This window comes from Pedobacter chitinilyticus, assembly GCF_003313385.1.
GTDB lineage: Bacteria > Bacteroidota > Bacteroidia > Sphingobacteriales > Sphingobacteriaceae > Pedobacter > Pedobacter chitinilyticus.
In genome coordinates, this window is record NZ_QMHN01000001.1 from 1,087,175 (window position 1) to 1,101,329 (window position 14,155).

General features: G+C 42.6%; 13 protein-coding genes. 5 read left to right on the forward strand and 8 right to left on the reverse strand.

The genetic code is table 11. From position 1 onward, the window contains the following. Positions 1-182: 182 nt before the first annotated feature. A complete protein-coding gene (locus tag DUT70_RS04595) occupies positions 183-728 on the forward strand; it encodes an REP-associated tyrosine transposase (protein ID WP_113646095.1) in 546 nt (181 codons plus the stop codon). Positions 729-1,194: 466 nt separating this feature from the next. On the opposite strand, the gene DUT70_RS04600 is transcribed toward DUT70_RS04595, so the two are convergent. Next, positions 1,195-1,980, reverse strand: a complete 786-nt coding sequence (locus DUT70_RS04600) for a methyltransferase domain-containing protein (RefSeq protein WP_113646096.1) — start codon at positions 1,978-1,980, stop codon at positions 1,195-1,197. A gap of 468 nt (positions 1,981-2,448) precedes the next feature. Between DUT70_RS04600 and DUT70_RS04605 the strand changes: the two genes are divergently transcribed. After that, positions 2,449-2,763 carry a hypothetical protein gene (locus DUT70_RS04605; protein ID WP_128353290.1) on the forward strand — a complete coding sequence of 105 codons (315 nt, stop codon included), beginning with the start codon at positions 2,449-2,451 and terminating at the stop codon, positions 2,761-2,763. Between the two features lie 83 nt (positions 2,764-2,846). On the opposite strand, the gene DUT70_RS04610 is transcribed toward DUT70_RS04605, so the two are convergent. From DUT70_RS04610 to DUT70_RS21100, 4 genes are all read right to left on the reverse strand, one after another. Continuing rightward, the gene (locus DUT70_RS04610; RefSeq protein WP_113646098.1) at positions 2,847-3,872 is read right to left on the reverse strand and encodes a threonine aldolase family protein; all 1,026 of its coding nucleotides are present in this window, start codon (positions 3,870-3,872) and stop codon (positions 2,847-2,849) included. Between the two features lie 138 nt (positions 3,873-4,010). Then, on the reverse strand, positions 4,011-4,655 hold the full coding sequence (locus tag DUT70_RS04615; RefSeq protein ID WP_113646099.1) for a DUF6266 family protein: 645 nt from the start codon (positions 4,653-4,655) through the stop codon (positions 4,011-4,013). An 851-nt stretch (positions 4,656-5,506) separates the two neighbouring features. Continuing rightward, the gene (locus DUT70_RS04620; protein ID WP_113646100.1) at positions 5,507-6,391 is read right to left on the reverse strand and encodes a LytTR family transcriptional regulator DNA-binding domain-containing protein; all 885 of its coding nucleotides are present in this window, start codon (positions 6,389-6,391) and stop codon (positions 5,507-5,509) included. A gap of 81 nt (positions 6,392-6,472) precedes the next feature. Next, positions 6,473-6,628, reverse strand: a complete 156-nt coding sequence (locus DUT70_RS21100) for a hypothetical protein (RefSeq protein ID WP_162926565.1) — start codon at positions 6,626-6,628, stop codon at positions 6,473-6,475. On the opposite strand from DUT70_RS21100, the gene DUT70_RS04625 reads away from it, so the two are divergent. Both DUT70_RS04625 and DUT70_RS04630 read left to right on the forward strand, forming a co-directional pair. Further along, positions 6,627-7,001, forward strand: coding sequence for a hypothetical protein (locus DUT70_RS04625; RefSeq protein ID WP_113646101.1), 375 nt, complete (start codon positions 6,627-6,629; stop codon positions 6,999-7,001). The two genes, DUT70_RS21100 and DUT70_RS04625, sit on opposite strands and share 2 nt — an antisense overlap. A gap of 225 nt (positions 7,002-7,226) precedes the next feature. After that, on the forward strand, positions 7,227-7,565 hold the full coding sequence (locus DUT70_RS04630) for a DUF6520 family protein (RefSeq protein ID WP_113646102.1): 339 nt from the start codon (positions 7,227-7,229) through the stop codon (positions 7,563-7,565). 33 nt (positions 7,566-7,598) lie between these two features. Here DUT70_RS04630 and DUT70_RS04635 read toward each other — a convergent pair whose 3' ends face one another. Genes DUT70_RS04635 through DUT70_RS04645 form a run of 3 tightly spaced genes read right to left on the reverse strand, consistent with a single transcriptional unit; the run spans position 7,599 to position 12,683 of the window. Then, a complete protein-coding gene (locus tag DUT70_RS04635; RefSeq protein WP_113646103.1) occupies positions 7,599-8,939 on the reverse strand; it encodes a RagB/SusD family nutrient uptake outer membrane protein in 1,341 nt (446 codons plus the stop codon). 17 nt (positions 8,940-8,956) lie between these two features. Further along, entirely contained in the window at positions 8,957-12,118 is a 3,162-nt protein-coding gene (locus DUT70_RS04640; RefSeq protein WP_113646104.1) for a SusC/RagA family TonB-linked outer membrane protein, read from the reverse strand. Continuing rightward, the gene (locus DUT70_RS04645; protein ID WP_113646105.1) at positions 12,111-12,683 is read right to left on the reverse strand and encodes a TlpA family protein disulfide reductase; all 573 of its coding nucleotides are present in this window, start codon (positions 12,681-12,683) and stop codon (positions 12,111-12,113) included. Before DUT70_RS04645 ends, DUT70_RS04640 begins: the two co-directional genes overlap by 8 nt. Positions 12,684-13,888: 1,205 nt before the next feature. On the opposite strand from DUT70_RS04645, the gene DUT70_RS04650 reads away from it, so the two are divergent. Further along, positions 13,889-14,089 (forward strand): helix-turn-helix transcriptional regulator, encoded by a 201-nt coding sequence (locus DUT70_RS04650; RefSeq protein ID WP_113646106.1) that lies wholly within the window; start codon positions 13,889-13,891, stop codon positions 14,087-14,089. Positions 14,090-14,155: the final 66 nt, after the last annotated feature.

The window sequence follows — 14,155 nt, forward strand, 5'->3', positions numbered from 1 at the left end:
TATCTTTTCCCTACATCTCCTATCTTTTTTCTTATCATAAATCATATTTGTTAGCGCACGCGTGTCGCGTGTGCTGTGCTTTCCTATCATAAAATCGTTGATCAATCACCCAACATGTGCTAATACCTTGGTTTTGTTTCTTTTTAGCAGTATATTACTGATACTTCTATAATCATCAACCTATGAGTCGTAAATATAAATTCCACAATAAGGAAGGGCTATACTTTGTAAGCTTTGCTGTCATCAATTGGATTGACGTTTTTATTAGACCGCTTTATGCTGAAATTTTGATAGAAAGTTTAAAGCACTGTAAAGATAAACTTGGTTTAGAGCTATTCTGTTGGTGCATTATGCCCAGTCACATACATTTGATATTTCGCACGACGACAGTTAATCCTGAAGTGGTTTTAGGAAGGTTTAAGGAATACACTTCAAAACAATTAGTGAAGGCCATTAAAGAAAATATGAAAGAAAGTAGAAGAGAATGGATCCTATGGATGTTTGCAAGAGCTGGGGCCAAAGCGAGTAATGTAAAAAACTACCAGTTTTGGCAACATCATAATCATCCAATAGAGCTGTGGAGTGCAGCTATAATTGAGCAAAAAGCCAACTATATCCATAACAATCCTGTAGTAGCTGGTTTTGTAAACGAGCCTTACGAGTGGCGTTATAGTAGCGCTATTGACTATAGTGGCGGCAAGGGATTAATAGAGATTATTTATTTATAAAGTAGCGCATATCGTCAGTATGATTAATTAAGGCACACGCGGCACGCGTGCGCTAACAAATCTTAATAATTAGCTAATGGTCAGCGCACGTGTATCGCGTTTGATAACTCTGAAACGTTGTAGGAACGGAAGGAGCTAGTTGCCAGACTAACCTCATTTGTTAGCGCACGCGTATCGCGTATATTAACAAATGCAGTGCTAAGGAAAGGCAGCCCTACAATTAACCGATTAAACAAATCAACAGTTAACCAATAATTACCAGACTAACCTCCCTTTGTTAGCGCACGCGTGTCGCGTGTGTTAACAAATGCAGCGCCCAGGAAAGGCAGCCTTACAATTAACCGATTAAACAAATCATAGATTAAACAATGAAAAAACACCCCGCCCGTTGGGCACCCCTCTAAAAGAGGGGAATTTAGGCAAGTAATCGTCTAAATACTAACTACTAATATCTAAATACTAATTACTAACCACTAGCCACTAATTCACCCTTCCTTCCATAAATCAAAATCCTTTTAAAAGCATAAATGGCAGGCAGTTTGGTAAACCTTTTAGCTATCTGTGCTTTAAACTCATTCACCAATGCTTGCTTTTCATCTCCCTGCAATCGATCTAAATACGGAATAAGTGAAGTACCCGAAATAAAGTTGTAAAGGGCATCATGGTTTTCGGCGATAATGGGATATACCTTTTGAAAAATCTGGATATTAGACAAACCATGATCAAAAAGCAGCTGAGCATAATCATCCATAGACAGTACGGGCGAATCTCTGCTCCAATTATCCAGATAAGAAGCATAAGGCTCTTCTGCAACCAGCTCAGCCAAAATTTGGTTCAGGATATTTTCCTTTTGCACCGGCATTTGTATGGCCAGTTGCCCGCCAGTATCAAGTAAAGCCATTAACTGCGGAAACAGTACTTCATGCTCATCTACCCATTGCAAAGCCGCGTTGCTAAAAACAAGGTCGTAACGGGTGGGCAATGCTACTTCCTGTTCAATAGTACTCTGTCTAAAATGTAAACGGTCGTTTTCAAAACGTTTAGATTTCTCGAGCATTTCTGCTGACGAATCAACCCCTACAAAATCAGCATTCTCGAACTTTTGGCTAAGGATATTCGTTTGTTCACCTGTGCCACAGCCTAAATCTATGGCCTTCATGTTTTCCGTGCGGACAATCAGGTTCGCTAAATCATAAAAAGGTTGATAGCGAACATCTTTAAAACGATCATAAAGTTCTGGATTCCAAGCCATATAAATATCATTAAAAGTGCGAAAAAGTTTAACTGCTAGTAAAGACTTATGAAGTTTTTAAAACGGCGAAGCCCTCAACTTATTTTTTAAAAACAAAAAACAATTAAAGTTAAACTTCGAAAGTAAAATTTAAAGGTACAAAAATTGATTTGGCCTTCGATGAGCGGAACTTTGGCCAATATAAAAAAGCAAGTGTTGAAGCTGCTCTTCAAAAACTGGATCAATCACCATCGTTATAACACGTATTTATACCGATATTAAAACCAACAATTACTTAATTTACGTTGTTTAAAAAACCATATCAGCCTTAAGGTGTTGCTAATGTAAGGACCATTTTAAATTCACGGTCCTTTTAATATGCAAATTCATCAATATCAAAAAAAGGCAAACACAATGATATTTGGTTTATGCTTGGCAATAGCCGCGTGCAAACCCAAAGCAAACCAAGCTAGGCTAAATGAAACCTGCATGAACTGCTTGGCCGATATGGTGTACCATAGCAACTTTCAACAACAACGCATGCAGTTTAGCTTAAGGGTTGACGAAGAAAGCAGCGATTTGGTAAAAATGAAGCTATACCACCCATCTACTCAGCAAACCCTCGGGTGGATTGCCTACTACCCCAAACAGCGCAAATTGGTAGAAGTATCCAGCTATCTGCACCCCAAACCACTGGAAGTAACTTTAACTTGGCTGGAAAAATATGAACGTTGCCGTGGCATTCTTGGGGACAACGAGCCTAAAGGCGCTGCTCAGCGCATGGCCATTAACACCCTACCCTAATGCCCTTTAATCGTTGTATTTTTTATGGGAAAACTCCAAGTCTTCCTTTCAAAAACAGCTGACCACCAAAAGGCAAACTTCCATTAAAAGCGTTTTAAATCACTGATAAACTCCTCAACCTTACTTTCATCCGTAGCCCACGAGGTGATTAAACGAACGGCCGAATGGCCTGCATCAATAGGCTTCCATACATAAAACTCATACTTTTGGCTCAAACTGCTGATGACCTCATTTGGCAAAATGGGAAAAATTTGATTGGTAGTAGATTGGGTCAGTGTGGCATAACCTTTCTCCGCCAATGCCAGGGCAATCTTCTGTGCCATTTGGTTGGCATGTGCCGCTAGATTAAAATACAAATCATCCTTAAACAATTCCAGAAACTGAATGCCCAACAACCTGCCCTTGGCCAATAAAGCCCCTCTTTGTTTTAAGGCATAATCAAATTCAGGCGCAATTTCTGGTCGATTAAAAACCACGGCCTCGCCCAACAGCGCACCATTTTTAGTGCCGCCAATGTAAAACGCATCTGTTAAGGCCGATAAATCAGCAAGTGTCAAATCGTTATTCGTGGCCGTAAGCGCATGGCCCAATCGGGCACCATCCATAAACAAATACAAACTTTCCGAACGGCAATAGGCCGACAGTTCCTCCAGTTCCCATTTTTGGTAAATGGTACCAATTTCGGTGGAGTTAGAAATGTAAACCATCTTGGGTTTCACCACATGTGGCCGTAGGGCATACTCCTTTAATACCTGTGCAATATCAGCAATACGCAACTTTCCATCAGCCGTTTCTACCGTAATTACCCGATGTCCCGTTGCCTCAATCGCTCCCGTTTCATTCGCATAAATATGCCCAGTTTTAGCGCTAATTACCGCTTCATGTATCCGCAAAAGCGACGCAATCACAATTAAATTGGTTTGGGTACCTCCCGATAGGAAATAAACACTCGCTTCGGGCTTGTTTATCTGTTGTTTAATCAACGCTTTGGCCTCCTGCGAGTAAGTATCTTCGCCATAACCCGCCTGTTGGCTCAGGTTGGCTTCCATTAATTTGTGCAGGATATTGGGGTGTGCCCCTTCAGAATAATCGTTTTTAAAACTATACATGGATACGTGAATGAATGATTTGCAGGAGCGTTTAAACCCTATTGGCAAAGGTCATTAAAAAAAACAGCTCCTCAAATTTTAGCACCCCAAAAAAAAATGACTGAGCTAAGCCACAGTCATTTTCTTCGATAACCCCTTTTACATTACTGCTACGGTGCCTGCATATAAGCTTAAAGAGCATCGGGTACTGTTTTGCGCTATAAAAAACAGAAAAGTATCAATTTGCTTTCCTACAAACTCTGTAGGTACATCCAACAATACCCCACCATCGCTACGTTTTGCCACATCTATATAAGGCATAAAAATGGCATTTTCTTCACTGTAAAAAATTACCGCTAAACGATCATCGTCAAAAGCAGTAAGCTTGTTAGCCATGTTGCTATAAGCAATTTGTACCTTGGCCGCTGCTGGTGAAGTAAGTGCGATACCAGCAGGTGCCGTTAAACTCCCCTTGGCCAACAAAACTTTGCTCAAATCCAAACTATAGTCGGGATAATCGCACACTATGGCAAAATTCAAGGCATGTTGGATCGCCAGGTTAAAAGCCGAGGCCTTTTGTTTTTCCTGTGCCTGAAATCCAATTTTCACGATTTCCTTAATAGGCGACAGGAAGGCCAACACCAAGGCAAATCTGGCTCGTTGTGCCTTTTGCTTGTCCGTAGGCGGTTTTGAGCTCAATCTGGGGATTCCCTTAATGTAACTCACATTTTTCCAGTTGCTGCCAATAAAACTTCCGGCTTTGCCAGAGAAGGCACCATTGCCTCCATTTCTAATAATTCCCATAACATTTATTTTTAAAAAATTTAAAAGCTTGCTGGCCAGCGGGCTTATGCATACAAACGTAACGCAAGCATTTGAAAAAAACGACTTTTAACACTGCTATGAGGGGATTTGAAAGCTTTTGAACGACAATGATAGCTTTTGCCTTAATGGTTCAGTACTGCTTATGTATGGCGTCGCTACAGCGTCGTACCAAAGTCGTAATGGCTTCGGTAATTGTTCGGTAGTTCTTCGGTGGTTCTTCGGTAGTTGTTCGGTGAAAACGGCGTTTTGTTCGGTGGTTGTTCGGTGGAGCTTCGGTGGGGCTTCGGTGAACGACCGAACTAGATAAAACGCTGAAGCGAGGTAAATAGGTTCTAGGTCCCTAGAAGTGACGAAGGTTTACCGAAGCGGAAAGCTTAGGTTATAACCCTCTCTCCCAATAAAATCGGGATCTCTCCCTAAAGGGCGAGAGCGTACTTGGGAAAGGCAGTGCCTACCATTAACCGATTAAACAAATCAGCAGTTAACCAGTACCTTAGAGATCCTTCGCTACCGAAGTGTCGGTACAAGTAACACTCTGGATGACAAGAACGATGGTACTAGGATGACATTGTAGGAACGGGATGAGCGAGTTGCTCAGCTGACCTCCCCTTGCCCCCTCCAAAGGGGGATATGGAGCAGTGCTTAGGAAGGGTTGCACAATGCTATCGTCATACCCAACTCGATTGGGTAACGTAAAGCGGTAAAAGGAATTTATGCAATGCTTTAGTTTCCCACATAAGCGAAGATGATACCTGTGGGAATGTGATCAACAATTAACCGATTAACCCATTAAACAAATAACCTACATCAAACTTACAACAATCAATCCCTTATTTATGCCGATACCATTCCCTATACGCAGCAACTTTCCTTTGCGACACCACCACGTAATTCCGTTTGTGCCCCTCCACCTCCGTAAAAGGTAAAGCCTTATGGCAGGGCGTATTTAAATACAGCAATAATCGGTGCGACGAAGCCCTCATAGGTTGCTTGATAGATTCCCGATGTACAATAAATCCTTTTTGCACCCTAAAAAAATCTCCCTTAGGCAACAAAGCCTCCAATTCATCCATTAAAAGCCCCGTATCTATCATTTCACCAGCTTCATTAATGGCCCAATTTACCCTATTGCCATGGTAAAAGTAAACCATCTTACTCAATACAGAAAGATCTATTGCAGGCTCCCGCTTCGCGGTCACTTGGGCTTCCTCCACCTCAAAAAACGGCTCTTCTATAGGCTGATAGTAGATTTTTAACCGCTCAAATAAATAACGGCACAAATAAAATATGTTCAGCATCACAATCAAAATGGCACTTACCCCAAAATCAATCCGCATATACTCGCCAAAATCAAAAGTCTCCCCTCTAATGCCAAAGTACGCCCATACCAATAGTAGCAATAAGCATAAGGGCAAAACAACACCAAATTGCAACTGTTTCAGTAACCGCTTATAAAAGTCCTGTAACCACGACCAAACTAAATTTAAACAGCAGTCAATATAAAAAACCACAAGGCAGACCAAAAAAGCAATCAAAAAGCTACCCAGCAATGCAGGGTAATAGCTTTTCATCATCCATAGCTCCCAAAAATATTCAGCTTCTCTATTCGAAACCAAATAGTGTCCAGCAAAAAGGGAGAATAAAACTAACCACAAAAGGTCTTTTAAGGTAATGGCGCTAAACGCCTGTACAATAAGTTTAGGTTTAATTTTCATAAGTAGCGTATTTGGGCCTAGCGGCACAATGAGTAGATGACGCTAATATACAAAAAAATTAACCCAAACGCCACGCTAGCCTTACCACTCCGCTACCATTTCATCGTTGGTACAATAGTTTTCATCGTTCATGTCACAAGGCTTCGTAAACGCTTCATTTTGCCCAACTACCTCTCTAATTTTAGCCTCAACATGCTCGTGCACAGCATACCCAAAATTTAATCTTACTAAAGCCATGAAACACCCATTTACGCCCGAAGGCATAGCAGCTTGGCAGCAAAGCCTTCAACCACTTACCCAACAACAGCTACAAGAATTGGCATCGCAAATCACCGCCAACTTTAAAATTTGGCTGGCTAATACTTTCATCCTCGAGCCAAGCCAGTTAAACTACCTAAAAAGCATCAATGCCTACTTCCTTCAACTATTGGCGGCACAGTTAGCTTTCGCGGTGGCCAATAAGTTAAACATTAAACTAACAAAACCCCAATCATCAGCGCTCCGAGGCACAAAGCTTATCCGCGATAAAAGCACCCTACAAGCCAATGCAGATGGCCAAGGAAACGTCAATGCTAGCGGCGAAGTAGTCATCGAAATCCTGTACAGCTAAAATAAAAGGCAAGCCGTGGCCGGTGCTGGCAGCACGACTAGCCCTACCCAAAAACTAAAAAACCAACCATTTAAACAACCAAAAATCCACCAATTCGCTACCGTCAGCTCTAGGAGCCAACCGTCGCAGGTAATTAGCCCACCATAGCGGCTACATCAACAATTATTTTTTTTAACAAAACCTTTTTCGGCTGCTTTTTCAAAAGCAACAAAGTAGTCATTTACAATGAAAACAAATAAATTTTTCTTCGGCCTTGCAGCGCTAATCCTAGCGTTCGGCTTAGTGTTCATCACCAGTGCTTTCATCCAAAAAGACCCAACTTATTTAGCCTATCAGTACACAGGTGATGATGAAAGTGGGGTGATGTCTACCGCAAACTGGACCCCCATCACCTATAACCCTACGCCAACTGAATGCGATGCTGAGGGCGAGCTGGTTTGTGTAGTTCAGTTCGAAGACGTGCAATTTGCTAACATTGCCAGCTTCCTTAGTAACTACAGCAATGCTAAAGAGGTAAACAAATCAAGCTTTGCCAAACGCCACAAAGAAGCGGTGAACCATTAATATAGATAGGGCGGCGAAATACCGCCCATCTACTTAATACTGGTTTTGCGCCATTCCTGAGGCATTAATCACTCCCTCCGGAATGGGATTAGCAAAGCGGGCCGAGTTGGCGGGCAATGTATAGGTAACGCCATTGATCGTTCTGCTTAAGGAAATCCCCCGCCCCTCTTTGTTTAGGCGTTTGATGTCCGACCATCTTAATCCCCTTAGCGTTAACTCTTTTCTTCTTTCCAATAACACCACATTTATTGCGGCTTCTTTGGTATTTGCCGTGTAGGGAATAAAACTCTTACGCTTATCCCAACGCATCTTCAACAGCGTGTTTACATCGTCCATTGCCGCCTCTAAACGTCCCGCCCTGGCATAACTTTCTGCCCTAACTAGGTAAACCTCGTCCGTAGCCAATCCTCCAAAAGGTATCGTTTCTCCTGAATAACTACCTCGCTGAGCATAGGCACCATTGCTTAGACGATAAAATGCCTGCTTACGCAAATCACCATCAGCATAGCTATTGATGATCTCCAAACTGATTTTCGCCCTAATATTGCTTAAGCTAGAGGGATTTTGAAAACGGGTATAATGTATCGTTTCTGGATGAAACATTACAAACGGGTTGGTCAGGGACAAATTCAAGGTGTTATAATCGATCAAATTAGATTTTAGCTGCAAACAACTGTCTGCATGTAATCCTGCTTGTTCATACTTGCGCATCATCAGGTAGGCCCTAGCCAACAGAGCATGTGCCGCAGGTTTACTTGGGCGCATGACATGTACCGCCGTAACTGGCAGCAAAGGAATAGCTTTATGCAAATCTGCAACCAGCTGTTGGTAACCCTGCTTAACGGATGCCCGTACCGAAGGTTTGTTAAAATCTGTGTCTAAACGTAAGGGGATACCAGGGTTTTCTTCGGCCTCATCATATGCCAATGCATAAGAACCTAGCAATTGCAAAAACGACTTGGCTCGGTAATAATAACCCTGCCCCAACACACTGCGCCATTCTACACTGTTCAACGCATGTAGTGCTGGGGTACCTTCTATCACTGTATTGGCACGGTACACCATGTTATACATGTTGATCCAATCATTGGTGGTCAAGTCCATCACATTACTGGTTGCCCACAGGTAAAGTCGTCGCTCCTGTTCAGCTCTTGAGGCCCAATCGGCATCCGTCAAGTAAAAATCGCCCGCCACCATTTCGGCACTGGAAAGGTCCATATAATTCATGACCGAGTAATTATCCAACAACGATTGAAAATCTGAAACGGTGGTCGCAATCCGCAAGTTACTTTTCGACCGCTCATCCAAAAACTTCTCGCAGCTTAATAAGCTTAACGTTGTGCACAGCACGATAATATAATTTAACTTTTTCATATTTATAGATTGATGTTTTAAAGCGAGCCCTTAATGCCAAAACTCCAAATTGGTTTCGGTGGCAAATTTGGATAGTCGGGATCTAGTCCATGCTTATTTGCAGCCCAAATCATTCCCAGTTGGTTGCCTGCAACAAACAACTGCAGACTTTGTAAAGAAGTATACCTACTTTGCTTAAAAGCGGCATAGCTAAGGTTGATATACTGCAACCTCACATGATCACCACGTTCGGCGGTTGCCTCCGAATATTCGTAAAAGGCATCCCTAGCCGAAGAGAGCGGGTAAATAAATGAGGGTACATTGGTCTGCTTTTCGTCGCCTGGCTTTTGCCAACGCAAGGCATAATCGCCGTGCCCCCGCCTGTTGCCCACCAAATTAACATAGCTAATGGTACTACGCCTAAAAAAGTAGCCAAACTTTGTACTTAACCGTACGGTTAATGATAAGCCCTTATAGGTAAAGGTATTGCCAATTGCTCCAAAATAGGTAGGCATCACCCTACCTTCATACACCATCTCTTCGGGCTTACGTGCATTGGCGGTCATGTAAGCATAATCGTTGCTAGGTTGCCCATTTACAAAACCGATGGGATTACCCGTTTGCCCATCCAAGCCACCCCAACGGTAAGAGTATAGGGCATATACTGGTTTACCTACCTGTCCCGTAATCCTGTTGTCGCCCACCAACAAAATGTTTCCCAGATTAATAGGCAAGTAATAATCGGTGATCTCGTCACGGTTCATGCTAAAGTTTACATCGCTCCGCCAATTAAATACTCCTTTGCGATGCTGCCATGCTAAATTCAGATCAATCCCGTTTCCCTTCATGGCCGCTACATTTTTGGTCATGGTATTGCCAATACCAGCAGTTGCATCAATTTCGGCAAGCCCAAACAGATCCGTACCACGCTTGTGGTAATATTCCAAACTGCCCGTCAATCTATTGTTGAGCAGGGCAAAGTCAGCGCCCAAGTTAAACATATAGGTATTTTCCCAGCGCAATTCTGGATTGCGGAAATTTTTAAAAACCGTCATCAGTTGTTGCGTATACACCGAAACCCCATCGTTATTAATGGTAGTGACTGCCGCCATGTCGGGGTTTACATTCCCACTCACGCCATAGCTGGCCCGTAATCGCAAGTCATCCAATTTCCACCCTAAGAAGGTTTCACGGCTCAGGTGCCAGCTTGCCCCCACCGACCAAAACGGGTTCCATTGGTCATTCACATTCAATCCGAAAAGATTAGAAGCATCTCGCCGCACACTCGCCGTCAGCGTATATTTATTTAAATAGGTATAACCTGCATTGGCATATAGGGACACGTACCGATCGGTAGCGTAGTACTGGTTCGTATTATTTGTAATTGGGATGGATCCGCCACCCAAAAAACGGGGATAATTGCTGGCAAAATCCACCGAAACAGAACTGCCAAATAGCTTGTCGAAGCCATAGCGCCTAAAATTATCGTTCAGACTAAACTCATCACGCAGCTCAGCCCCAGCAAATACATTCAGTTCATGCCGCTGCCCAAAGGTATTTTGGTATTCCAATTGTCCACGCAAATGGTGCCTGCTGTATTGATTATTTGCATAATCATAAATAGTACCTAAAGGAATGGGCCGCTTTAACGTACCACCACTCACCTGCGTCAACGTATTAATCATATTACGGGTATAGTAGCTATTCCCTTCGTAAAACTGCTCGTTCACTGTTGTCTGTCTACCATATTGATACAACACCTGCGCGCTAAAACCTCGCCACTGGTACTTGGCATTAAAGTTCAGCATCAAGTCATGCAGCTTCACCGTATTAGGACTCAGTAGTGCCTCCTCCGCTGGGTAATAGTTCCAATCCAGCAGTTGCTTAATGCCACTAAAGCTGTTCAAATAGGCTGCCCGATATTGATTCATCACCGCTAGGGCATTTCCCTGTTCATCTACAAAATTCACATAGGGCGGCAAGCTACCATTGGTTGCTCTAATCTGGCTATATTCTAACTGGCCCGAGTGCCGTTTACTATGGGTATAATAGGCTGCAATCCCAAGCTCTAAATTTTTCGTAGGCCTAAACCCATTCTTTAAACTAAGGTTTAATCGATTAAAACTTGCATTTAAATTGGAATGGTTATCATCATAGCCCACCGAAGCACTCCACCATTGCTTTTGCTCCCCACCACTCAATCCAATGGCGTATTGTCGGTTCACGCCAACCCGATAAAAATGATCTGTATAATTGTCAATATTGTTCTGCTGCCTCAACACAGCGATTTGCGCATTGGCCTCAGCGACAGAAATGTTACCATCTCTCTTGGCAATCAACAGCTCTACCACTGGGGTTAAGGGTACCGAGGAACTGGGATTTTCTAAACTGGTATATTGCCCTTTATCAAACAGGAACATTTCCATATCTATAAAATCCGAAGTCGACATACGACTTATGTCATTCAGATCAGGTTTTGCCAATAACGATACGTTCGCATTATAATTCACCTTTACCTTTTGTCCATATTGACCCCGCTTCGTGGTAATCACAATCACCCCGTTGGCGGCCCGCGCTCCCCAAATAGAACTCGCCGCCGCATCCTTTAAAATCGTCACATGCGCTACATCATTAGGGTTCAGGTTATCAATATCTCCCTCATAAGGGAAATTATCCACCACAATTAACGCTCCTCGCTCGCCATTTAAGGTACTAATCCCTCTCACATTAATGCTCGGCTTATTCGTTTTCCGGTCTACCGATAAACTGCTGGCCACCCCTTCCAAACGCTCCAATACATTGGCACCTACCTGCTCTTGGTAACGCTCGTTCCCCACCACATCGTACGATCCCGCCAACTTTTCAATGCTCACCTGCTGGTAGCCCGTACTTATCTTCACCGCTTCCAATTGCGCTATGGCGAGCTGCATTCGCAACAACAACGGAGCCTTGGGCAAGCTGCTAATCACCGTGTCTAAAGGCACATAGCTCATGTGACGTATACTTAAGCGAAATGGTATCTTTTGCACCGTTAAGCTAAAAAGTCCTGCTTCATCGCTTTGTGCCTTAGCAACCCCATCTACCAAAATACTTGCTCCTTTTAAAGCTTCTTTATCGGCCGTCACTTTTCCTTTCAACAGCTGTGCTTGGGCACCTATGGCCATGCTCAATAATAGCAGTAATAAATATCGCCTAACCATCCTTCCCTCCTTTCTTCACTTTGGCGCCATAGCTATCCAGCATCAAACGTATATTGGTGGCCGTCATCAGTTCGGCAGGTACAATTGCCCTTACCTCGGCGCTAGGGCTAATCAATACGTAATAGGGCATAAAGCCATAAGGAAATAGTTGGTAGATGTAGGTGTCGTTAAATATTGTTGTCAGGGTGTAGGGTGCCGTGCGGTATTTTCTTCCAGAAAGCAAATCACCAATCTTCTTTACGTCATCCCTCGTGCTTTGGGTGTTCACCAAAAGAAACATGGCCTCGGCACTAAACTGCGCCTGCAAAGCCTCCATGGCTCTAAATTTATTGATGCAGCTTCCGCACCAAGTGGCCCAAAAATCGAGTACAAGCAGCTTGCCTTTGTAAGTTGTTAAAGTTTGCCTGCTGGTTTGCCCTTCGGTATAAACAAGATGCTCCTGCTGCCAAAAGCTTTCGGGCAGTTTATCCCCCACCCACAGGGCTTTGATTGGCGCTTGTGCCACAGCCTTAAAATTTAGGCATAGCGCAGCCAATACGACCAACGTCGTTATTTTTTTGAACATAGTTTTAATAGTTTAGATGGTGTTCAAGCTAATTTTGCTAAAGCAAAATTGATTTGAATATCATTTTTATAGATTTAGTTTGGTTTTGAAAAGTTGATTTTCCTTCGTATGGCTATCTTCCTCTTTATACTTGTGCTATTTCCGTCATTGCGAGGTACGAAGCAATCTCTAAAAAACAAACGGCAGCTAAATTCAATCTTAACCGCTGCTCAAACCGCCGCCGTTTGCCCCTTTCCTCTCTCCTTTTCAAGGAGAGATGCCGAAGGCAGAGAGGTTTAGCTCTTTCTACAAGAACCAATGCATAGCAAACTCATTGATATAAATAAAATATCATACTACACATCAATAAATGCCGAAGGCAGAACTTGCTCCGATTCGGAGGAGGTTTACTCCGGATTACGCTTCACCAAACTGATCAGTGCGGTGTACAAATGGATAAATCTGTTTTTCATAGCCCATATTTAATATCCTTGCGCTCAAAAATTCATTTAAAAAAGACAAAAAAAGCCCCTAAGCACCCATTTTTTAAGGGTACTAACGGTAAACCGTATTGCTTATTAGGAAAAAGTTGCCTACCTTGGGAATTGCGAAAACACCATACGTAGAAGCAGCACTTTTGCCTGTAAGCAACAGGGGCTGCCAAGCTAAATATAACCTTCTGGATTCAATGTGCGCTCTCTTCACATTGCCTCTTTTTTTGTGGCCTATATCAGCTTGTATTTTTTTCTACGTAGGGGAACGGATCACGTTCTTTAACAAGAGTAATTGGGAATAGCCACGGCCTACCTCCTGGAGGTAACGGCACTGGGCGGCATTAAATAGTTTCGTTTTCATAAACGGTTGATATTTGGTGGTGTAAAACGAAGCCTACCCTAAGGCAAAAGAAGATAACCTGATTGGTAAAAGCCAATAAGGCGAACTCTACTGCTTTCGAAACTAGTACCGCTAAGAACCTGCTTAGAAATTAATCTAAGTTCCCCGAAAGACTTCCGTAAAGCTCGCCCTATTGAATAAGTATGCGAAGATACAAAATCCAATAGAAAGCGAACTTACGATCAGCTCATGGGGAAATTAGCGGTTTCGTTTCATGAGTGACATCGTTAAAGCAAGGCTTGTACCCTACTCTTTTTTGTCGCTATAAGTAACTGATAACAAATATAATTAATTGATTATTAAAATCAAAATATTGACTAAAAAAATCATCTATGAAAAATTTTAACAGAATAAAAGTAGTATTGGCCGAGAAACAGATGTCTAATAAGACGCTTGCCGAAATGCTTCAAAAAAGGGGCGAAACGGTATCTAGGTGGTGCAACAACAAGCAACAACCCTCTATTGAAGAATTGTACAATATCTCGGTTTGCTTAGATGTGGATATTAGGGATTTGTTAAATAGTACGAAGTAATTTTTGTTATTTGACACCTTTGAAATAATCTCAACTTTAAGGATACTTTCCTTTCTGATCTTGATA